26 protein-coding genes, 1 tRNA gene and 1 other RNA gene are annotated in these 19,779 nt (G+C 64.3%); 14 read left to right on the top strand and 14 right to left on the bottom strand.

Translation table 11 applies throughout. The annotated features are described in order from the left end of the window. Positions 1-332 (bottom strand): hypothetical protein (locus VGM71_RS08545; RefSeq protein ID WP_331543996.1); only part of this gene is annotated, 332 nt, incomplete at its 3' end. Positions 333-659: 327 nt separating this feature from the next. Between VGM71_RS08545 and VGM71_RS08540 the strand changes: the two genes are divergently transcribed. Further along, on the top strand, positions 660-1,112 hold the full coding sequence (locus VGM71_RS08540) for a hypothetical protein (protein WP_331543993.1): 453 nt from the start codon (positions 660-662) through the stop codon (positions 1,110-1,112). Positions 1,113-1,150: 38 nt separating this feature from the next. On the opposite strand, the gene VGM71_RS08535 is transcribed toward VGM71_RS08540, so the two are convergent. The 4 genes from VGM71_RS08535 to VGM71_RS08520 all read right to left on the bottom strand — a co-directional run bounded on the left by VGM71_RS08535 (position 1,151) and on the right by VGM71_RS08520 (position 3,383). Further along, positions 1,151-1,483: a hypothetical protein gene (locus VGM71_RS08535; protein WP_331543991.1), complete on the bottom strand. Its 333-nt coding sequence runs from the start codon at positions 1,481-1,483 to the stop codon at positions 1,151-1,153. Positions 1,484-1,560: 77 nt separating this feature from the next. Next, positions 1,561-2,388, bottom strand: coding sequence for a hypothetical protein (locus tag VGM71_RS08530; protein ID WP_331543989.1), 828 nt, complete (start codon positions 2,386-2,388; stop codon positions 1,561-1,563). Next, on the bottom strand, positions 2,385-2,987 hold the full coding sequence (locus VGM71_RS08525; protein ID WP_331543987.1) for a hypothetical protein: 603 nt from the start codon (positions 2,985-2,987) through the stop codon (positions 2,385-2,387). Before VGM71_RS08525 ends, VGM71_RS08530 begins: the two co-directional genes overlap by 4 nt. Positions 2,988-3,182: 195 nt before the next feature. Further along, a complete protein-coding gene (locus VGM71_RS08520) occupies positions 3,183-3,383 on the bottom strand; it encodes a hypothetical protein (RefSeq protein ID WP_331543985.1) in 201 nt (66 codons plus the stop codon). Positions 3,384-3,928: 545 nt separating this feature from the next. Between VGM71_RS08520 and VGM71_RS08515 the strand changes: the two genes are divergently transcribed. Continuing rightward, positions 3,929-4,489: a hypothetical protein gene (locus VGM71_RS08515; protein ID WP_331543983.1), complete on the top strand. Its 561-nt coding sequence runs from the start codon at positions 3,929-3,931 to the stop codon at positions 4,487-4,489. Between the two features lie 24 nt (positions 4,490-4,513). Here the strand turns inward: VGM71_RS08515 and VGM71_RS08510 are convergent, their stop codons facing one another. The 4 genes from VGM71_RS08510 to VGM71_RS08495 all read right to left on the bottom strand — a co-directional run bounded on the left by VGM71_RS08510 (position 4,514) and on the right by VGM71_RS08495 (position 6,068). Then, positions 4,514-4,648, bottom strand: a complete 135-nt coding sequence (locus VGM71_RS08510; RefSeq protein ID WP_331543982.1) for a hypothetical protein — start codon at positions 4,646-4,648, stop codon at positions 4,514-4,516. A 9-nt stretch (positions 4,649-4,657) separates the two neighbouring features. Further along, entirely contained in the window at positions 4,658-5,095 is a 438-nt protein-coding gene (locus tag VGM71_RS08505) for a hypothetical protein (protein ID WP_331543980.1), read from the bottom strand. A 285-nt stretch (positions 5,096-5,380) separates the two neighbouring features. After that, positions 5,381-5,662, bottom strand: a complete 282-nt coding sequence (locus VGM71_RS08500) for a hypothetical protein (RefSeq protein ID WP_331543978.1) — start codon at positions 5,660-5,662, stop codon at positions 5,381-5,383. Positions 5,663-5,831: 169 nt separating this feature from the next. Continuing rightward, complete coding sequence (locus VGM71_RS08495) at positions 5,832-6,068, bottom strand: hypothetical protein (RefSeq protein ID WP_331543976.1); 237 nt, start codon at positions 6,066-6,068, stop codon at positions 5,832-5,834. A gap of 170 nt (positions 6,069-6,238) precedes the next feature. Here VGM71_RS08495 and VGM71_RS08490 point away from each other — a divergent pair, with 170 nt between their 5' ends. The 4 genes from VGM71_RS08490 to VGM71_RS08475 are packed head-to-tail and all read left to right on the top strand — an operon-like array spanning position 6,239 to position 9,129. Further along, positions 6,239-6,400 (top strand): hypothetical protein, encoded by a 162-nt coding sequence (locus VGM71_RS08490; protein ID WP_331543974.1) that lies wholly within the window; start codon positions 6,239-6,241, stop codon positions 6,398-6,400. A gap of 34 nt (positions 6,401-6,434) precedes the next feature. Further along, positions 6,435-7,343, top strand: coding sequence for a YihY/virulence factor BrkB family protein (locus VGM71_RS08485; protein WP_331543972.1), 909 nt, complete (start codon positions 6,435-6,437; stop codon positions 7,341-7,343). A 48-nt stretch (positions 7,344-7,391) separates the two neighbouring features. After that, the gene (locus VGM71_RS08480) at positions 7,392-8,678 is read left to right on the top strand and encodes an Nramp family divalent metal transporter (protein ID WP_331543970.1); all 1,287 of its coding nucleotides are present in this window, start codon (positions 7,392-7,394) and stop codon (positions 8,676-8,678) included. Between the two features lie 46 nt (positions 8,679-8,724). Continuing rightward, the gene (locus VGM71_RS08475; protein ID WP_331543967.1) at positions 8,725-9,129 is read left to right on the top strand and encodes a DUF6165 family protein; all 405 of its coding nucleotides are present in this window, start codon (positions 8,725-8,727) and stop codon (positions 9,127-9,129) included. Between the two features lie 116 nt (positions 9,130-9,245). Here VGM71_RS08475 and VGM71_RS08470 read toward each other — a convergent pair whose 3' ends face one another. Continuing rightward, on the bottom strand, positions 9,246-10,325 hold the full coding sequence (locus VGM71_RS08470; RefSeq protein WP_331543965.1) for a glycosyltransferase family 9 protein: 1,080 nt from the start codon (positions 10,323-10,325) through the stop codon (positions 9,246-9,248). Positions 10,326-10,369: 44 nt separating this feature from the next. Between VGM71_RS08470 and VGM71_RS08465 the strand changes: the two genes are divergently transcribed. From VGM71_RS08465 to VGM71_RS08430, 8 genes are all read left to right on the top strand, one after another. After that, on the top strand, positions 10,370-11,098 hold the full coding sequence (locus VGM71_RS08465) for a 3-deoxy-D-manno-octulosonic acid kinase (protein WP_331543963.1): 729 nt from the start codon (positions 10,370-10,372) through the stop codon (positions 11,096-11,098). Next, entirely contained in the window at positions 11,095-11,853 is a 759-nt protein-coding gene (locus VGM71_RS08460; RefSeq protein WP_331543961.1) for an MBL fold metallo-hydrolase, read from the top strand. The genes VGM71_RS08465 and VGM71_RS08460 overlap by 4 nt, the downstream gene beginning before the upstream one ends. Positions 11,854-11,933: 80 nt before the next feature. Next, positions 11,934-12,024: transfer RNA gene (locus VGM71_RS08455), tRNA-Ser, on the top strand. A 24-nt stretch (positions 12,025-12,048) separates the two neighbouring features. Beyond that, positions 12,049-12,145: signal recognition particle sRNA small type (gene ffs / locus VGM71_RS08450), an RNA gene on the top strand. 76 nt (positions 12,146-12,221) lie between these two features. After that, entirely contained in the window at positions 12,222-13,907 is a 1,686-nt protein-coding gene (gene dnaX, locus VGM71_RS08445) for a DNA polymerase III subunit gamma/tau (RefSeq protein ID WP_331543959.1), read from the top strand. Beyond that, positions 13,904-14,227, top strand: a complete 324-nt coding sequence (locus VGM71_RS08440) for a YbaB/EbfC family nucleoid-associated protein (RefSeq protein ID WP_331543957.1) — start codon at positions 13,904-13,906, stop codon at positions 14,225-14,227. The genes dnaX and VGM71_RS08440 overlap by 4 nt, the downstream gene beginning before the upstream one ends. A gap of 16 nt (positions 14,228-14,243) precedes the next feature. Next, positions 14,244-14,846: a recombination mediator RecR gene (gene recR, locus VGM71_RS08435; protein ID WP_331543955.1), complete on the top strand. Its 603-nt coding sequence runs from the start codon at positions 14,244-14,246 to the stop codon at positions 14,844-14,846. Positions 14,847-14,865: 19 nt separating this feature from the next. Beyond that, positions 14,866-15,210, top strand: a complete 345-nt coding sequence (locus tag VGM71_RS08430) for a histidine triad nucleotide-binding protein (protein WP_331543953.1) — start codon at positions 14,866-14,868, stop codon at positions 15,208-15,210. A gap of 24 nt (positions 15,211-15,234) precedes the next feature. Here VGM71_RS08430 and VGM71_RS08425 read toward each other — a convergent pair whose 3' ends face one another. Genes VGM71_RS08425 through VGM71_RS08410 form a run of 4 tightly spaced genes read right to left on the bottom strand, consistent with a single transcriptional unit; the run spans position 15,235 to position 19,764 of the window. Next, complete coding sequence (locus tag VGM71_RS08425; RefSeq protein WP_331543951.1) at positions 15,235-15,834, bottom strand: Slp/YeaY family lipoprotein; 600 nt, start codon at positions 15,832-15,834, stop codon at positions 15,235-15,237. Between the two features lie 41 nt (positions 15,835-15,875). After that, positions 15,876-17,870, bottom strand: coding sequence for a DUF3488 and transglutaminase-like domain-containing protein (locus tag VGM71_RS08420; RefSeq protein ID WP_331543949.1), 1,995 nt, complete (start codon positions 17,868-17,870; stop codon positions 15,876-15,878). After that, positions 17,867-18,823 carry a DUF58 domain-containing protein gene (locus tag VGM71_RS08415; RefSeq protein WP_331543946.1) on the bottom strand — a complete coding sequence of 319 codons (957 nt, stop codon included), beginning with the start codon at positions 18,821-18,823 and terminating at the stop codon, positions 17,867-17,869. Before VGM71_RS08415 ends, VGM71_RS08420 begins: the two co-directional genes overlap by 4 nt. Further along, complete coding sequence (locus VGM71_RS08410) at positions 18,823-19,764, bottom strand: AAA family ATPase (RefSeq protein WP_331543944.1); 942 nt, start codon at positions 19,762-19,764, stop codon at positions 18,823-18,825. The genes VGM71_RS08415 and VGM71_RS08410 overlap by 1 nt, the downstream gene beginning before the upstream one ends. Between the last annotated feature and the right edge of the window lie 15 nt (positions 19,765-19,779).

Below are 19,779 nucleotides of genomic sequence, written 5' to 3'. Positions count from 1 at the left end.
AGGTCGATGAATTCGATGGGCGATAACCATTCAAATTTGTCGCGGGCTACCGAAAGTAAGTCCTTCTCAAATCGCAAAGCCTCTGTGACATCACCACTGGTTCTAATCTTCTCCAGCGTGACCGCGTGCAACTCTGCTTCTCTATCCCCGGCCAGTGATAGCTCATGAAGCTTATCGATGAAGTCGAAGCAGACAGCAATCCATGTGGCCACAACGCATGCGCGGAATGCGCCCGCGCGGTAGCTTGCAACGGCTTCGTGAATAACCGCTTTGGCGCGGTCATTTCGGCAGCGGAGGATAAGTTCATCCAGATCAGCAAGCGGAGAAGACATGGTGGTCCCCCTTTGGCAACGCGGCCATCATATCCCTGTCAGAGCAACGTTTGGTGCCAAGGTCGGACCGCCGAGACGCGGGTATGCGGGGCGCTCGGCTTTGAGCACTACCTAAAGTGCCATTCGCTCGATGGGTGCTCCGTATTTGTTCAAGGTAGCTGCGTACGTTAGAAGCACTAGACTTCGCTAACGCGCGGATGCACGAAAAAAGGTGCGGGCGCGTACTTTTGGGTGAGAGGGGGTCAACATTTTGACTCCCCCCACCCCGCTTGCCTCAAGTTGAGTGAACGCTTGCCCTGAACGTCACGCTCGCCGGATAACCGGACGGTGAACAACTATCCCTTCAAGCACATCAAGCTGGTATCCGACCAGGATTTGTTGGTAGGCGCCGGACTGCGGAAGGCCATCCGGCTTTGCAAGAACGTGAAGGCAGACGCGGACAAAGCCATTGCACTTCCGAGCTTCGACATTGCCGCCATCATGTATCACGCGGACCTTGCCGCGCTGAGCATGGGGGCATGGCACGAGCTTGCCATCCTGGCCGAGACACAAAGGCATCTGGACTACCTTCATTACCATCCGGACGAAGCTAAGCGTCTCTACGTTCCCGATGGGACCCGCCGCATCTTCGACACGGAGGCAAAGTTGAGTGCGCTTCTCAGCCTGTCATGCGAGATGGACGAATTAGCCAAGGCCGTCGCCAACGAACACGACTTGTTTGCCTCGGTGTCGACCAACGACCGGGCTCGCCAAGTTCTACAGGAAGCCAGGGTGCAGTGACGTTGTCACACGGGCTCAATGCGCCGGAAAGCGACACTTTAAATTCTGAAGAAAGGATATGCAATGTCACCAATGAAGTTCTTAATGATTTGGGTCTTAGTAGGCGCAGCCGTTACCTTGGTACTGTACTTATTAGGTCGATTGTCGGGATGGTGGCGTTCGTGGGGAGCTGCCTTGCCTTGCTGATACGGCAAACATGAAATTTTGAGCGCCTGCTTGTCTTCCCTTTCAGGGATTTCCTGAATTTCAATTCCCACTTCGCTTGTGATGAAAAGGCGATAAAGGTTCGCTGGCAGGACTTCTTCCAGGTCCGCCCCGCTGTCAAAGAAGTGATTCCATGCACATCCGTCGATGAATACAGGAGTGGTCATTCATTCCCTCCCGGGATGTCTCACGGTGAAGTTAAAAAAAAAAATTCGGATGTCGGTCGCAACAATCGAAAATCGACCTAATTGACCCGGGCAGATACTCCCACCACCGCGAAGAGATGCCGTTTCAGTTTCTCGGCGAACTGGTGGACATCCACACTGGCGGGCTCAAACGACCCCGGATGCGCCGCGCTGTTTCTGGTGTTGAGGCAGCGGTTCAATTCCTCGAATGTCTGGAGGTCGTATTTCCACAACTCGATGCCAACCGCGATGAGGTCAAAGTCGCGGCCCAGCTGGAGGTCGGCAAGGCTCGTTATGTTGATGGACTTTGTGATGCGGTTGAACGGCTGACCATTTTTCTTGACGGAATCGACGGCGGCCTGGTTGTAGGCGATGAATCCGACGCGCTGGATGTCTCCATGGAGCCGGGCTACAGCAGCGGCCCAGAGCATCACGATGGCGGCCCTGTAGCACTTCACCGCCGAGCATCGTGCCGCCTCCGAGACATACGCCTGCTCTTCGGGACCCAGCAGACCCGCAAACAGGGACTCCACCTGCCTCGCGGCCGCCTGGGAAGGACTGCCTTCGTGCTTCATCAGCGGTACGACGATTTCATCCATGAAACTTGTCTTGAAGGGCTCAAGGTGGCGGCGGAATGCCGACGCCCGCGTGCGAACCTTCGTTGCCTTCAAGACCGCCGTCATCGCGATTTCGTACTGGTGGACAGCCGTCAGGAACCCCTCAGATTCTTCCTTCAGGGCGGAGGCCAGCTTGAACCAGTCACGCGCTGCCTCGGCTAATTTCTCAGACTGGTCAACCCGGGCGTAACCCGGTCCGGAGTCCAGCTCAGAATAGAGCTTTGTGATTCGTTCTCCGAACGATTCCAGTTCTTCGCTGCTGATGGTCACGCTGCCGACTCTTCACCGCCGGCAGCCTTCGAAAACAGGCTTTCCGCTGCCTTTGTGCCGCTGGCGGACAGGGTGATGTTGGCGCCGCTGGAGGCAACCTTGAACCACTCGTTTTTCATGTATTTGGTTGAATTCCCTTGGTCCCAGCAGTCGTGGTTGATGCAGTCGGCTCGAAATTCCTTCCAGTCAGCAGTCCACGCGCCAGTTGACAGGTACGACTTTACGGCGAGAAACAAGGCCACGTTGCGCATTCGCTCCCCTTTCGAAGCCCCGGGAATGTCGAGCGCGTGATAGGTAAACGGGTCTAGGCTGAAATCAAAGAGGTCAGCCGCCTTGGTGTCAGAGACTTTCAGGCGCTTTGCCAGATTCAGAAACCGGACACGGATGGCCTCAGGAACCGATGTTAGCGGTGTTCCGTTCGCGGGCGGGGCTGGGTCTTCCTGTTTGCGAACGGGAGGAGTCGGCGGCGGGGGTGGAGCGGACACCGACGTGATGTATGCCTCCAGAAGCAATTCAAAGCATTTATCCCGAAAACGCTCCGGACAACCCTGGGTCAGCGTAACAATCCGTTGAATCTCTGGTTCGGCATTTTCAAACACGTCAGCATTCCTGTGGTTATGGCGGCTGCATCTTCAAATGTGATGGCCGTCACAGTCAATGCGCTTTTTCGGCAACCGGGTGCCGGCACGTCAGGGGCGGCAATGCTTTCTTGCTCATTGCCGCAGAAGCGCGATGACCCGGTCGAGTTCTTCCGACAGGTCGACGATGGCCTCCGCATAGCCGGGCAAGGGTGGTTAATTCGCATCCTCGAGAGGCCGCACCACGTTGAACGCCTTGGCTTCGACCCTGGGCATGCCGTGTAGGCTCGCACCGTCCGCAACCAACCGTGCCCGGAACCGGGCTTCCACGAGGTCGCCCGTGAGCAGTGCTTCACTGACGGCCACACCGTCGACGAGCAGACCCGCGACTTCGAGGATGGCTTGTTCGTTCGGCATTGGCTGGGCCCCGGTATTTGGCAATTGTAAGTTGGGCACCGTGCCGGTGCGGCAGGGCCACCGTCAACCGACAAGGGAAGCTTTTGCCGGCCGACGCCGGCCTTCGGGTATTGTTTGGTGCTTGTTGCCCCTGACAACGGGCGGAGTAAACTTTCCCTGCCGTCGGCTTAGGGTGGCCCAAGGGGAAACCATGCAACCGAGACTTCGCCAGGGAACGGCGGCGCTTCTGCCCCTCATTCTTTCCGCTTGTGCGGCGCAAAGCGGTCCGCCTCCGCCGTCATCGCTGCTGCTTCCCGGCGGTCAGGCGTTTTACATCGCACCCCGGATGGCAACGGCCTGCGCAATAAGCGGCGGACGGTTGGTCACCAACACAGTGACGTTGGTCGAATGCACGATGCCCATGGGAGACTCGTTCAAGGAGGGCATGTACCGGGCGCTCCTGGTCGAGCAGCGCGGCGCCACCAATCCGGACTTCCATTCAGAACCCTCGTGGTTACTGGGCGTTTTTCGTTAGGGCACCGTGGTAGGTCAGAAGCCATGCGTCTATGGTGATCGTCGATGGCTCCCATGAGGACCAGTCGCGGGAAGGCTGGGCTCTCGCAACGCCCGGCGACAAGGAAAAGTACGAGCAGAACCTCAAGGATCTGCACGGCTGCATCGCGGAGGCCCGGAAGGGGCTGGTGAAAGGCAGCAAGATGTTTGAGACATGCGTGGGCGACACCAACGAACCGCGGTTCAGTCCGGCTATTAACAAGGCGCAGGAAGCCTATGGCGTGACGGAGAAGTGGCAGGCGGCGATGGCATCGGAACGCGAAAGCGTCTTCTACGCCAGCGCCGAGGAAACCCGGAAGACGCGCACCGATTTCGGCGACATGCCGATCATCGTCCTTACCCACTCGCCTTTCCCCAAGCGAAGCGACGAGTCGCAGAACGATCGCAACTTCAAGACGTTGTCCTGGGAAGGGATGCACCTAAGAGTAGCGGCCATGTCGACGCGAGGCGTCAACGAAATCGTTCCCGATGCGGGCCACTACATTCAGTACGACAAGCCGCAGGTCGTTATCGACGCGGTGAATCAGGCAGTGTGGATCGTTCGGCAGGACTAGCCTCTGCTATGTCGCTTCCCGCTTTTAGAAAAGCTTCGTCACGATCACGAAACCAAGCACGGTGAGCAAGCCGAGCACTCCGGTTCCCGCATAGAGAACCCAGAGCCATGTCGGCATCTCGCGTGTTTGCTTCTCGTGTCCTGTGCCTGTGGTATTCATGATTACCTCCTAGTAGAGCCAACCGAAATGTACGCCAGAGAGTGCGAAGGTGGCCATAAGCGCCGCCATCGCGGAACCAGTGAAAGGACGATAGTGAGTCATCCAGGCTACCCCGCGTAGCTGTTCTGAAGGCTCATCCGTCGGAAACATCATGCCGAAGAGCGGCGTGATGCAAGCCAGGATCAAGGCGGAGATAGCAATGGTCGTGGCGATACCCGTAGCTTCGTGATGAAACTTCCTGAGTGCCGCTTCTCGTTCATACAGGGCTGCAATCGAGAAGGTCAGGGCGACCCATGAAAGCTGTCCGTCCTTCACTGTGAGGAATGGAGACAGGAGCCTTTTGTAGTTCGCGTGCGAGAAAAAGCAGGCTACGCCGACGAGCGCCGTGGGGGCCAGCAAAGGCGCAACAATGTTTCCCAAAGTCCAACCTATCCAGTCCGATGCCACCCGCGCCTCCTGTCCGTGGACGAGACAATAAGGGTGGCATGGATCATAGCGATGTCGAATACATACAAGGCGCTTAGGGCGCCGATGTCGACCGTAGCGCCACGTCGGCGCTCGCTTACATCAACTCACTCCACGCCTCGGCATGAGAAATTTCGCACAAGCGAGTTTGCCACCGGCCCCTCGTTGGCATGGGTAACGCTCGGACAGACCATCGTGATGGATGCATCGAACACGATGGCGCCGCAGGGGTCCTCAGCCTTTACGGCAATACGCAAGATTCTTTCGTCATCCCGCCGTCCTGCCGATAGCATCCACATCCCTCACGATTTCCTGGACCGGTCTTGCATGAGCAGATATAGGCAGGTCACGCCGAAAATCCAACTGATCGACCAAGCCGAAGGCCTTGCGCGACAACTCGGCAAAGCCATGCCGTCTAGCCCTGGCGGCGATGGAGCATGCGCGGGCGCGCAACTCCACCAGATCGCCCTGGTCGGCAGCTTCGCTCATGGCGCTCGAATCCAGGATCAGATCCGTCCAGGCCATCACCCATTCCGCCGACACGTCCATCCCCGCTCCAGTTGCTTGGTTCTGCCAAGGTCGAATGATGGGCGTGAGACGTGAAGATGCCGAAAACGTGCCTTGCAGGCCGTATGGCGCGTCCAACGACGGCGTGCGAGCACCGATGACCCATGTGCAGCCTGCGTGGAGGCGAGGTGGACGCGTCCTGCGCCACCGCTCACGTGTCGAGCGGATCGTTATCGTGCAATTCGTCCATCCAGCCGCGTCGCCGGTGCAACGCCCACTCCACGTGCTCTGCGAAGGGCGTGTCGATAGGCCCCCCGCGATCCATTTCCATCAGGCGTTGGGCGGTGACGTTACCCAGGTGCTGGGCCTGTTCGTCATAGCCGGAGATGCCCTCTCGTTCGAGTTGAACGAGGACGGCGCGCAGGTTGATGTGACGGGCGGTCTGCATGGGCATGGGCGATCACTGGGTGGCTGATCGGATCATCGGCAGCACTCGCAATAACTTGAGATGTGATCGTGGCCGTGACGCGGGCGCGACGGTATGCGGAATCGGCACAGGCGACGCTCCCATCAGCCCCGGAGGTCGGCCCGGGGCGTCTATGCACACAGGAGTCACTGATGAACGACGAATCTCGCAAGCACCGCCCTCAGTCGGGCGACCGTAACGGCAACTACGTGGCGGAGAAAGACCAGCCCGGCCAGAAGGATCGCGACAGGAAGATCGAGAAGGGCGAGAAGGAGATGGAGGATCGGCGCGAGCGTGACGAAGGCATCCGTTGACCACGGGTTGCCGCGAACGGGAGGAAAGTGACCGATGAAGGTCCTGCGTGGCATCAGGCGAACCATTGTGTCGGCGGTGGAGGGATTCAGCGACGACGAGCTCATCACCCGTGCGGCGGCCTTGTCCTTTTACGCCGCACTGTCGTTTGCGCCCTTGCTGCTCCTGCTGGTCTGGCTTGTGTCCATGCTTCACCCGGCATGGCAGGGCGAACTGTCGGCGGCCTTGGCGGGCGTGGTGGGCCAGCGCGCGGCGGAGGCCCTTAACGTCGTCATCGACAGTGCGAAATCGCATCCCAAGCTGGGTGACCTGGCCGGCATCATCGGCATCGGCGTGACGCTGTTCGGCGCCTCCGCCGTGTTCGCCCAGCTGCAGGGCACACTCGATCGCGTATGGCGTGTGAAGGCCAAGCCCGGCGAAGCGGTGGGGGCGTGGTTGCGCGCCCGGGCACGTGCGTTCGCGCTGCTGGGCGGCATCGCCTTCATGCTGATCATTTCTTTCATCGTCAGCGCGCTTATCCAGGCCCTGGTGCGCGGCGACGGTATCGTGTGGAAGGTGGTGGAGTATGCGATCTCCGTGCTGGTCTTCGTGAGCGCGTTCGGCGCCATGTACAAGGTGCTGCCCGATGCCCGGATCGACTGGAGCGAGGCATTCATCGGCGCGGTGCTGACCACGGTGCTCTTTCTCGCGGGAAAATTCGCCATCGGCCTGTATGTCCAATACGCGAACGTCGGGGGTGCTTACGGTCCCGCGGGCGCCTTCATCGTGCTGCTCACCTGGACCTACTATTCGTCGATCATCGTGCTCCTGGGCGCGGAACTCACTCGTGGTGTCGCGGATGCCCGCGGCAAGCCGATCCGGCCCAGCGAGCATGCGGTACGGATCGAGGCGGCGCCCGCGGAATTGCCCGACGAAGCGCCGGCCGGACGCGTGGGGCGGCTGTAGTATGGTGATCGCAAGCGGCGACACCGTTGCCGCCATGGGACGTTGAGCATGCTCCAGAAAGTGTCTCCGGAGCGGCATGAAGAACAGGCCATGCGCGAGGTGCTCGACGGGCACCGGCAGGGCCTGTCCGCCCTATTGCCTTTCGCGGGGCCGGCCATCGTGGTTTCGGTGGCGTATATCGACCCCGGCAATTTCGCGACGAACATCCAGGCCGGCGCGCGTTATGGCTACGGATTGCTTTGGGTGGTCGTGCTCGCCAACCTCGTGGCGATGCTGTTCCAGAGTCTTTCCGCGCGGCTGGGTATCGTCACCGGGCGCAACCTCGCCCAGCTTTGCCGCGAGCGCCTGCCCAGGCCGCTCGTCTACCTGATGTGGGTAGTGAGCGAATTGGCCGCCATGGCGACCGACCTCGCCGAATTCCTCGGCGGCGCCATCGGCCTCGCATTGCTGTTCCATCTGCCGTTGCTTGTGGGCATGGGCATTACGGCGATCGTCACCTATGGCCTCCTGTTGCTGGAAGGCAGGGGATATCGGCGGCTGGAAATGGCCATTGGCGCGATGGTCGGCGTGGTCGGCTTGTCCTACCTCGCGGAGCTGTTCATCGCGCCGATCGGATGGAAATCGCTGGCAGAGCAGATCTTCGTTCCCCACCTGCCGGACAGCATGGCCATCGCCATCGCGGTGGGCATCATCGGCGCCACCGTAATGCCGCATGCCTTGTTCCTGCATTCGGGGCTGACGGAGCGGCGCGCCCGGCCAAAGACCACGGACGAGCGCCGGCGGATCGTCCGCCTGTCCAACCTCGAAGTGGTGCTGGCCCTTTCGGTGGCGGGCCTGATCAATCTCGCCATGGTGGTGATGGCGGCAGGCGCATTCCACGGCAGCCATCCGGACGTGGCCAAAATCGAAACGGCCTACCAGACGCTCGTGCCGCTGCTCGGTGGCGCGGCGGCGACGATTTTCCTTGTCTCGCTGATCGCCTCGGGCTTTTCCAGTTCCGTGGTCGGCACCATGGCGGGGCAGATGATCATGCAGGGCTTTGTCGCCTTCCATATCCCGCTCTGGCTGCGCCGCGCGGTCACGATGCTGCCGAGCTTCGCCGTCGTCATCGCCGGTGTGGATGCCACGCATGCGTTGGTGATGAGCCAGGTGGCCCTGAGCATCGCATTGCCATTCCCGATGGTGGCGCTGGTGTGGTTCACCAGCCGGCGCGACCTCATGGGCCCCTTCCGCACCCGCGTGCCGGTAACCGTCGCTGCCGTCATCGCCGCCCTGGTGGTGCTGGGCCTCAACATCGTGCTGCTGCTGGACGTCTTCGGTGTCGTCTCGCTCTAGGCCACAAAACTGCTAACCTCCCGCGCCTGACCGACCGGAGATTGCCATGAGCCTCATCCAGACCCCCGTTTCCTACGGCGAGCTGATCGACAAGATGACGATCCTGCAGATCAAGCTGCAGGAAATCCGGGACGAGGCGAAGCTGGCCAACGTGCGCAACGAGCTCGAACTGCTGGACGCCACCTGGCGGAACGACAAAGCGTCCGGGATCGACATCGCCGACGAGACGACGCGCCTGCTGGCGGTGAACCAGCGCCTGTGGAAGATCGAGGACGACATCCGCATGAAGGAGCGCGCGCAGGCCTTCGACCAGGAGTTCATCGAACTGGCGCGTTCCGTGTATTTCGAGAACGACGAACGCGCGGCGATCAAGCGCCAGATCAACCTGAAGCTGGGTTCCACGCTGGTGGAAGAGAAGTCCTACCAGGATTACCGCGCGCCAAAGGCCTGACCGAGACTCTGTAGGAGCGCGCCCTGCGCGCGACATGTTTTTAGCGAAGCGCTTCAGGCCCTGCTGCTCCCGGCCTCAAAACATGTCGCGCGCAGGGCGCGCTCCTACCAAGGTATTCAGCCGTTCAGGGGTAGCCGCAGGTGCGCCGCGCAGGCTTCGAAGCGGCCAACCATCTCGTCCACCTGCACGAGATCCATGACACCCGGCTTCTCGATCTTCGTCCCCCAGGGAATCGCCGAGGCGGGCTTGCCGAGGAACTTGCGCGAAGCTTCGTCGTATTTGTCCACGCACCAGCGCTGGTCCGAGTAGGGTCCGGAGCGATGGGGGTTGCTGGCGGCATGCAGGCCCAGCACCTTCACACCCGCCGCGTTCGCCATGTGCATCGGGCCCGAGTCCGGCGTGAGGATCATCGCACTGCGCGCGAGCAGCGCCATGAAACGCTTCAGCGTGTCCTTGCCTGTCAGGTCGAGGGGCGCCTGCCGCACCGCTGCGAGGATGGCATCGGCCAGGGCACGTTCGCCTTCGGACGGACCGCCGACTAGCACCACACGCATGCCGCGCGCCGTGGCGTGGTCGATCAGGGCCGCATAGCGCTCGACGCGCCAGTTCCGCACGGCGTGGCTGGACATGGGGCTGACCAGGAGGGTGGCCGCGTCGCCAGGCAGCTGCTCCGCTGCCCATGCATGGGCCTCGTCCGGCACGGGGATGTCCCAGCGCACCTCGGTCTGCTTCAGGGCCAGCGGCTCGATGAAGCTCGCCATGGCATCCAGCACGTGTTCCCCGCTGCGCGCCGGAATCCGTTCGTTGATGAACATACCGTGCAAGTCCTTCGACCGCGCCGGGTCGTAGCCTATCCGTCGATCCGCCTTCACCGCGAGACTGAGGAGGTTGGAGCGCAGGGCCACCTGCATGTGCAGAAGGGCGTCGAAGCGGCGTCCGGCGAGTGCTTCACGCACGGCTTTCACGCCGGCGCGCCCCGCGCTCTTGTCGAATGTGACGAAATCGACGCCGGGAAGGTCGCCGACGAGGCGGCGCTCGAGCTTGCCGACGATCCAGGTGAGCCGCGTTTCCGGCGTCCTGGCCTGCAAGGTGCGGATCAGCGGCACCACATGGGTCACGTCGCCGATGGCGGACGTGCGCAGGATGCAGAGACTGGAATCTCCCGGCGGGAGGGGGCGGCTTGGTAGACTTGGCACGAAAGGGTTACCGGATGGGTGAGGCCGCATCAGGCGGCTGGCAAATGACTGAGCAACGAATAGAGGAGGGCGCGGGCGGCACGATTCTGTTCGACGCGACCCGTGTACCTCAAGTCGACGCCGACTGGTTCTCGCCCCATCGCTGGCGCGAGAAGGGCGGGCTGCGCACCCAGACCGGGGGCCGGGGCGGCGTGGCGATCATCGACACCCCCGCAGGCGAGGCCGTGCTCCGGCATTATCGCCGCGGTGGCATGGTCGCGCGCCTGTTTGGCGACCGCTACCTGTTCACAGGGGGGGAGCGTACCCGCAGCGTCCGTGAATTCCACCTCCTGGCCGAGCTTTCCCGGCGGGGCCTCCCCGTGCCCGCGCCGATCGCCTCGCGTTATGTACGCCATGGCCTTCGTTATTCCGCCGACCTCATCACCGCGTTCATTCCGGATGCCGCCACGCTGGCCGAACGCCTCGCCGACGGCGCCTTCAACGCTGTACTGGCCGGCCGCGTCGGCGCGATGGTCGCCCGCTTCCACCGCGTGGGGGCCTGGCATGCCGACCTCAACGCGCACAATATCCTGGTGGATGGCGAAGCCATCTACCTCATCGATTTCGACCGCGGCCGCCTGCGCAGGCCTGCGGCAGGCTGGCGCAAGGCGAATCTCGCCCGGCTCAAGCGTTCGTTGGTGAAACTCGGCGCGCGCGATGCCGCCGGCGACTCCTTCGACGCCGAGTGGTGGCCCGCGCTGGTCGATCGCTACGAAAGGAGCCTGAGCGAATGAGCTGGAACCTTCATTTCCTCGGCGCCGGTTCGTCGCACGCGATCGAGCTTGGTTCGTCGTCGGTCGTGCTCGAACGCGACGGGCAGCCGGTACTTCTGGTGGACTGTGGGCCCGATACGCTGCACCGCTACGTGGCGGTCTATGGCAGCCTGCCTCCCGCGCTGTATGTCACGCATGCGCATATGGACCACGTGGCCGGCATGGAAGGCCTGTTCCTGCGATCCTGGTTCGACGAGGCCCGGCGCGGGCGCATGAAGGTGTTCATGCATGCGGCTCTCCTGCCTTGGCTGCACGCACGGGTAGCGGACTATCCCGGGGCCCTGGCCGAAGGCGGCGTGAACTACTGGGATGCCTTTCACCTGATTCCATGCACACGCGGGTTCTGGCATGCGGGGCAGTGGTTCGACCTGTTTCCGACCCGCCACCACGTGCACGGCACCTCCTATGGCGTGGCCCTGCGCGGCAGCTTCGTCTTCACCGGCGACACGCGGCCGATTCCCGAGGTGATGGCCATCCACGGCGTCACCGGCGAACTCATCGCGCACGACTGCGGCGTGGTCGGCAACCCGTCGCATACCGGCGTCGACGACCTGGAACGGGAATACGACGAAGAGGTCAGGTTGCGGATGGCGCTCTACCACTACGGCAGTGTCGCGGACGGCGAGACGCTGGTATCGCGCGGCTACCGCATCGCCCGCCCCGGCGAACGCCTGGCCCTGCCGGAGCCGCACCCACCGCGCCCGGCGGCGGGTTAGGAGCTTGTCTCGCCAGCCTCATCCCGTTATTCTTCCGCTTCTTTGCCGGACCGGAAGCCGGGGAAGAGGTTGTACAGTGCGGAGAGGTGTCCGAGTGGTTTAAGGAGCACGCCTGGAAAGTGTGTATACGTTAATAGCGTATCGCGGGTTCGAATCCCGCCCTCTCCGCCATAACACAAGTCTTTATGGTGGCCCTGTCGGTCCCCCCGCGACGATAGTCTGTAAATCCCGCCAGGTCCGGAAGGAAGCAACGGTAGCGGACGATTCGGGTGCCGGGGTGTGGCTGGCAGGGTCATCGCCTTTTCGGGGCGAGCTTTCATGACCCCCCGGTCCTTGGCACAATCCACTGTCGTCCCAAGGTACTACGCATGTCCTATCAGGTCCTCGCACGCAAGTGGCGCCCCCGCAAGTTCGCCGAACTGGTGGGCCAGGAGCACGTGGTCCGCGCGCTCACCAACGCGCTCGACTCCGGGCGCATGCACCATGCCTACCTGTTCACCGGTACGCGTGGCGTCGGCAAGACCACCATCGCGCGCATCTTCGCCAAGTCGCTGAACTGCGAGCGCGGTGAATCGGCCGATCCCTGCGGCGAGTGCGCCGTCTGCACCGCGGTGGACGCCGGTCGCTTCGTCGACCTGCTCGAAATCGACGCAGCCAGCAACACCGGCGTGGACGATGTGCGCGAGGTGATCGAGAACGCGCAGTACGCACCCTCGCGCGGTCGCTTCAAGGTGTACCTGGTCGACGAGGTGCACATGCTCTCGAAGCCGGCGTTCAACGCCTTGCTGAAGACGCTGGAAGAGCCGCCGCCGCACGTGAAGTTCCTGCTCGCCACCACCGACCCGCAGAAGCTGCCGGTCACGGTGTTGTCGCGCTGCCTGAAGTTCAACCTGAAGCGCCTGCTGCCGGAGCAGATCTCCGGGCAGATGCGTCACATCCTCGGCGCCGAGGCCATCGAATACGAAGACGAGGCGATCGCTGAACTCGCGCATGGGGCCGACGGCTCGTTGCGCGATGGCCTGTCGCTGCTCGACCAGGCCATCGCCTACGGTGGTGGCTCGCTGCGCGCGGCCGACGTGCGCGCCATGCTCGGCAGCGTCGAGCGCGGCCAGGTGCTGGGCGTGCTCGAGGCGCTTGCCGGCGGCGACGGCGCGGCACTCATGGCAGAGTCCGATCGCATCGCTTCGTTCTCGCCCGATTTCGGCGGCGTGCTGGACGACCTCGCCACCGTGCTGCACCGCGTGCAGCTGATCCAGCTGGTGCCGGGCTATCGCGGCGAAGAGAGCGACGCGGGTCTCGCCGACCTGGCCGCGCGCCTCGCGCCCGAAGACGTCCAGCTCTACTACCAGATCGCCACTAACGGGCGGCGCGAACTGCCGATGGCGCCCGACGCGCGCATCGGCTTCGAGATGGTGCTGCTGCGCATGCATGCGTTCCGTCCGGCGGAAGCGGGGCAGGGCGCGCCCGCGCCGCGCGCGGCGGCTCCGGCAGCGCAGCCCGCCGCGGCACGCCCGGCACCGGCTGCGCCGGTATCGCGTGCCGCGCCCGCGCCCGCGCCGGCTCCACGTCCCGCGCCTGCACAGGCAGCGCCCGCCCCCGCACCGGCGCCGGCGCCGATCCCTGCACCGGCGGCACCACCGCGTCCCCTCGCGCTCGGCGCGAACGGCCTGCCGGATTGGCACGACGTCGTGGAGCGCGCCAACCTGCGGGGCCCTATCGGCCAGCTGGCGCAGAACTGCTCGCTGCGCGATATCGATGGCGAGAGCATGGTGCTGGCGCTCACGCCTTCGCACATGCACCTGGCCGTGGAACCCCTGACCAGTCAGATGGAAGAAAAGGTCTCGCAGGCCCTCGGCCGCCGTGTCCGCTTCCGCTTCGTCGCCGACCGGGGCAACCTGGGCACACCGGCAGAGCGCAGGGCGCAGGCGGCGAGCGACGCGCAGACCCATGCGGAGGCCTCGATGGAAGCCGACCCGTTCGTACAGACGCTCAAGCGTGAATTCGACGCACGCGTCATCCCGCAATCGATAAAACCCGTGGAGCCAGGAACGTGAAAGGTCAAATCGGTCAGCTGATGCAGCAGGCCCAGCGCATGCAGGACGAGATGAAGCGTGCGCAGGACGAACTCGCCAAGACGGAAATCACTGGCAGCGCCGGGGGTGGCCTCGTTACCGTGACGATGAGCGGCGGCCACGAGGTGCGCTCGGTGCACATCGATCGCCAGGCCTTCGCCGACGATCCGGAGATGGCGGAGGACCTCGTCGCCGCCGCCGTCAACGACGCGGTGAACAAGATCGCCGAACTGAGCCGCAGCCGCCTGGGTGGCGTCACCGCCGGGCTGAACCTGCCGCCCGGCTTCAAGATGCCGTTCTGACGGCTGACCGCCTGCGATGAGTAATGGCTCCCGCCTCCTCGGCGAACTGATCGACGCCTTGCGCTGCCTTCCCGGCGTGGGTGCCAAGAGCGCGCAGCGCATGGCCTTCCACTTGCTGGAGCGCGAGCGCCAGGGGGGTCTGCGCCTGGCCGCGGCGCTGGAATCCGCCATGCGCGACGTGGGTAACTGCACGCGCTGCCGCAACTTCAGCGAAACGCCGGTGTGCTCCCTGTGCGCTAGCGCCAGCCGAGACCGGCAGGTGCTGTGCGTGGTGGAGTCGCCTTCCGATCTCGCGGCGATCGAACAGGCTACCGGTTATCGCGGCCACTACTTCGTGTTGCTGGGCCGGCTATCGCCGCTGGACGGCCTCGGTCCCGATGAGCTGGGCCTGCCCTTGCTGGTAGAGCGGCTTGGTGAAGGCGAGATCGAGGAAATGATCATCGCCACCAACCCGACCGTGGAAGGCGAAGCGACCGCCCATTACATCGGCCAGCTGGCGAAGGCTGCCGGCATCCGCGCCTCACGTCTTGCCCATGGCGTACCGCTGGGTGGCGAACTCGAGTTCGTCGACCGCGGCACGCTGGCCCACGCTTTCGGCAGCCGGCAGTCGCTGGGCTGACCCGATAAAGGATTCCAGGATGACCGACACCCTTTTCGCCAAGATCGTTCGCCGCGAAATCCCGGCCGACATCGTCTACGAAGACGACGACGTGCTGGCCTTCCGCGACCTCAACCCGCAGGCGCCGGTGCATGTGCTGTTCATTCCGAAACGGTCGATCGCCACGCTGGACGACGCGGGTCCCGGCGACGCCGAACTCCTGGGTAAACTGCTTCTGGCAGCCGCGAGCTATGCGCGCGAGCAGGGGCTGGCAAAGGACGGCTACCGCACCGTCATCAATACGAACGCCCACGGCGGCCAGACCGTCTTCCACATCCATGTGCACTTCCTCGCGGGCAGGCAAATGACCTGGCCACCGGGCTGACCCCTTTTCTCGAAGCTTTTTTCCTTACCTATGCGGATGCCCGTGCGGCGCGCCGTGATAGATCGGCCGCGGCACGATGATGGTGCGCGGGCGGTACCAGAACGGATCACCCCATGGACCGTAACCGTACGGACCCCAGCCCGGACCCCAGAACGGGTCGTAGAAGCCTGGCGGGTAACGCGTGACCGGGACGCGCTTCGGCCACAGGTAGACCACGTCGGCCTCCACACGGGGATAGGCGTAGTCGAAGTCGCCTACCTTCTGAGTGACCGCGCCGTGCAGCGTACCGGTTACCGTGATCTCGCGACCGCGGATGAATACTTCCGGATCGTAGAAGCCGTCGCGGCAGGCGACGAAACGGCCCTGGCTTTCGGTCTTGCCGGCGGTGGGCCGCGCCTGGTCGTCCAGCGGTTCGGAGAGGACGAAGAAGCAGGTTTGCTGCGGGCCCGGTTCGGTCTTGATGATCTCACCGCCCCAACGAACCTTGGCGCCCGGCGCGCCACCCTGTTGGGCACCGGCCGTGGATACCTCGTTGAACTGGCCCTGTAGCGGCTGGGGCACCGTCGCGCAGGCGCCGAGTGCGAGAGCCGCCGCGGCGATGGCCAGCGGTTTGTACATGGACATGTCACGTCTCCTGAATACCGGGCACGGCCGATACCATGCCCTTATTTGACCACGCGGCGCGCCTTTAATTCCTTCACCCCGCGTCGGAACCGGAGTACCGATTCAGGCGGCGGTTCGTCATGCCCGTAGCGCGACCGCAAGTAAAGCTCGCTCAACCTTTCCAATGTATTTCTTTGCCCGGGCAGCGCGCGCGCGGCGCGTGCAAGGAAATGCCGGGGTCCCTCACCGGTCCTTCGCGATACGCCGACCTTGGCCAGTTTTCGTTGGAGCCGGTGCATCGACGCGTCCAGGGCATCGCCTTCGCGACGTTGGAACAAGGCCCAACCCAACGCCGCGGCGACCAGCAAGGCACAACCAAGGGCGAAGATCATGGCCAGGTCCGACACTTCGGCGCGGGCGATGCCGAACGGCTGCAGCAGCCCTTGCTGACGTAGCGCGTCGAAACCGATAACGCCGCGGTTCCACCATTGGTTGACGACATCCCAGCGGTCGCGAAGATCGCGCAGCCAGGGGAAGTCGAGCAGGCCTTCGTCACCGCCGTGCCCCGCGTTGGCCGCGGCGGCCCCGAGTTGCACGCGTTCCGGACGAACCGCGGCGGTGGGGTCGAAGCGGACCCAGCCGCGCCCCTCCAGCCATACCTCGGACCAGGCATGCGCATCCGAGCGGCGCACCAGCAGGTAGCTGCCCGTGGTGTTCCAGTAGCCCCCCTGGTAGCCGGTGACCACTCGAGCGGGAAGACCCGCCGCGCGCATGAGGAAGGTGAAGGCGGAGGCGTAGTGTTCGCAGTAGCCCTCGCGGGTCTCAAAGAGGAAGTCGTCGATGCGGTCGCGGCCGAGGGGTTCGGGAGCAAGCGTGTAGGAGAAGTTTGTGTGGAACAGCGCCAACGAGGCCCGGGCGATCGCGGCGCGGTCGTCGCCATAACGTTGAACCCATGACGCGGCAAGCGCCCGCGCGCGCGGGCCGATACCCATCGGCAACTGCAGGTTTTCGCGCCGCACGTCGTCGTCCAGCGTCGGTTCGAGGCGGTAGGTGGTGGCGGCGACGCCGGCGAACGAGGTCACCTCATCGATGCGATGCTTCGCCTGCACGGTATGGTCGGCCCGCATGACCGTATCCGCTGGAGCGGCCGTGGGGAGGTCGAGCAAGGGCACGACGCGATCGTGCGTGGGTTCGAGCGACAACTGGTAGACGACCTGACTACCGTAATCGGCCGGCGAAGGTGGGCGGCGCCCGTTGCGGAAACCGGGACTCCAGCCTTTGCCGTCGAACGACTGCATCGTGTACGCCCGGAAATAGCGGGCGGCGTTCGGCGGCGGATCACCGGCGAAGGTCACGCGCAGCGCCGGCGTGTCGTCGGTCATGAGGTCAAGCATGTCCCCCGGGGACAGCCGGTTCGACAACCCGGTAACGGCCTGGGAACTCTGCGGCGTGCCCCACAGTGGCGTGCTCAGGCGTGGCACGAAGAGGAAGGCGAACAGCGTCAGCGGCACGGCGGCCAGCAGGGCGAGCAATACCGGTGTGAATTCGCGAACCCAGGGCGTGGCCTGCGGCTCCACCTCTTCGAGCGAGCGCAGCGTCGCCAGCGCGGGGAGGATGCCCAGGCAAACGAAGAAGCTTGCCACCAGGCCCTGATCGAACAGCAGGGCGCTCATGAGGGCGAAGCAGGCGAACGCGATGCCTACGCGCGCATCGCGGCGGTGTTCGCTTTCCAGCAGCTTGAGCACGAGCAGGCCCACGGCGAACGCGCTGCCGGGCTCGCGTCCGAACAGCGTGCCGTTCTGCACGATCACGGCACCGAGCAACAGGCCGATGAGAGGCATCTTGAGCCACAGCGGCGCGTTCCGGCCGCCGCTACGGCGCTGGCGCCAGCGTGCGGCGAGGATGATCGCCAGCGCTGCGCTAAGCCACCAGGGCAGGTGTGCCGCATGCACCAGCAGCACGAAGCCCATGGTGAGGCAGAGCAGGTCGAATGGACGCTGGCCCAGTACCGGTTCACTTGACGGCTTGCGCCGCAGGGAAGGACGGAAGCGGGTCATGGACGCAGCGCCAGGGCGGTCATGCAACGGTGATAGTGCTCGTCGCCTTGCGCCACGTCGAAATAGCCGTCCGGAAGGCGGAGGCTCCAGCGCCGTCCCGCTTCCCTCGCCTCGTCGATCCAACGGGCGAGGCGCGCGATGCGCGATTCATCATCGAGCCCGTGCATCGCGTCCCAGTCCAGCCGCCAGTCTTCCTGCGGCGCAGGTTGCTCGAGGTCTTTCACCAGGAGGCCGTGATGGCGCGCACTGAGTTTCCAGGCGATCTGCCGGCGCGGATCGCCTGGACGGTATTCGCGCAACGCCGCCGGCTCGTCGCCGGGGCGCGGTCGGCCGCGGTCGGTATCGCCGCGCGGCTCGAACGGCTTCGGCCCGAGCGCTTCGGGCCGCGGATAGACGAGCACCGAGCGGTCCGGATGCAGCCAGCTCCATACCCGGAACAGGCCCAGCGGCCACCGGCTGTGCACGCGTATGCGCGGCAGGGGCAGCCAGCCGCGGAACTCCGTGGGCAGTTCGAATTCCACGGTCGTCGCGGCGCCGGCGGGAACGACGAACACGAATTCGCGGCCGCCGACGTCGAGCCTTACCGCCATGCGTTCGCGCTGGCTCGCACCGACGTCGAGCGACACGTGGATGGCTTCGCCCGCGCGTGCCGTGCCGGCGCGCACCCCGCCGATGGTGAGTCCGTTCAGCACGCGGAACGCGACGAGCATGCTGCCTGCCGCGGCGGCACCCAGCAGGCAGGTAAGCATCAGTGCCGCGTTGTTCGCGTAGTTCAACGCGCCGACGAGCATCACTGCAAGCAACACGGAGAAGCCGATGCCGAAGCCGGTGGGCACGATGTAGATGCGTCTTCGATGGAGCTGGATCGGCAACGGCTCCGGCCGGCGGTACCGGGTGAGCGAGGGCAGGCGGCGTTCTGCCCAGGCCACCAGCCGCTGGGGTGGCGGCCGCATCAGGGCACCGCGGTCTCGGCCAGGATGGCGCGCGCGATGGCGTCGCGGTGGCTGCCGCGCGCCGGCACCAGGCGATGGGCGGCAGTGGGCACGAACACGGTCTGCAGGTCTTCGGGGATCACATAGTCCCGGCCGCTGAGCAGCGCCCACGCACGGGCCGCGGCGAGCAGGGCAAGGCCAGCGCGTGGCGAGAGGCCCACTCGCACGTCGTTGTGTTTGCGGCTGGCGCTGAGCAGGGCCTGCAGGTAATCGAGCAGGGTTCCGCTGACCTTCACCGCGAAGGCCGCCGCATGCAACTGTCCGATGGATGCGATGTCGAGACGAGGCGTGAGCCCGGCCATCATGTCGCGGCGATCCTCGCCGGTCAGTAGCGCGCGTTCCGCGGCGGGGTCCGGATAATCCAGGCTCAGTCGCAGCATGAAGCGGTCGAGTTGCGAATCGGGCAGGGGGAAGGTACCCGCAAGATCCAGCGGATTCTGTGTGGCCACGACGAAGAACGGTTTCGGCAGTTCGCGGGTTACGCCGTCCACCGTGGTCTGGCCTTCGGCCATCGCTTCGAGCAGCGCGCTCTGCGACTTGGGCGTCGCGCGGTTGATCTCGTCGGCGAGAAGGAGGCTGGTGAAGATGGGCCCGGGGTGGAAACGGAACTCGCCCGTCTCGCGTTCGTACACGCTGACGCCGATAATGTCGGATGGCAGGAGATCGCTGGTGAACTGGATGCGCTGGAATTCGAGATCGAACGTGGCGGCCAGCGCATGCGCCAGCGTGGTCTTGCCCACACCGGGAACGTCCTCGAGCAGCAGGTGGCCGCCGGCGATCAGGCAGGTGAAGGCCAGCTTCACCTGGCGCGGCTTGCCCAGCAGCACGCCGTTGACCTGGGCCAGGGCGGCATCCAGCCGGTGCCGGAGCATTTCATCGTGGAGTGGATTCGTCGCGGACATGATCGATGCGTATGC

The sequence above is a fragment of the Luteibacter sp. genome, assembly GCF_036499525.1.
Taxonomy (GTDB): Bacteria; Pseudomonadota; Gammaproteobacteria; order Xanthomonadales; family Rhodanobacteraceae; genus Luteibacter.
Note: the sequence above shows the minus strand (reverse complement) of the source record. Positions and strands in the feature narration are given on the sequence as shown.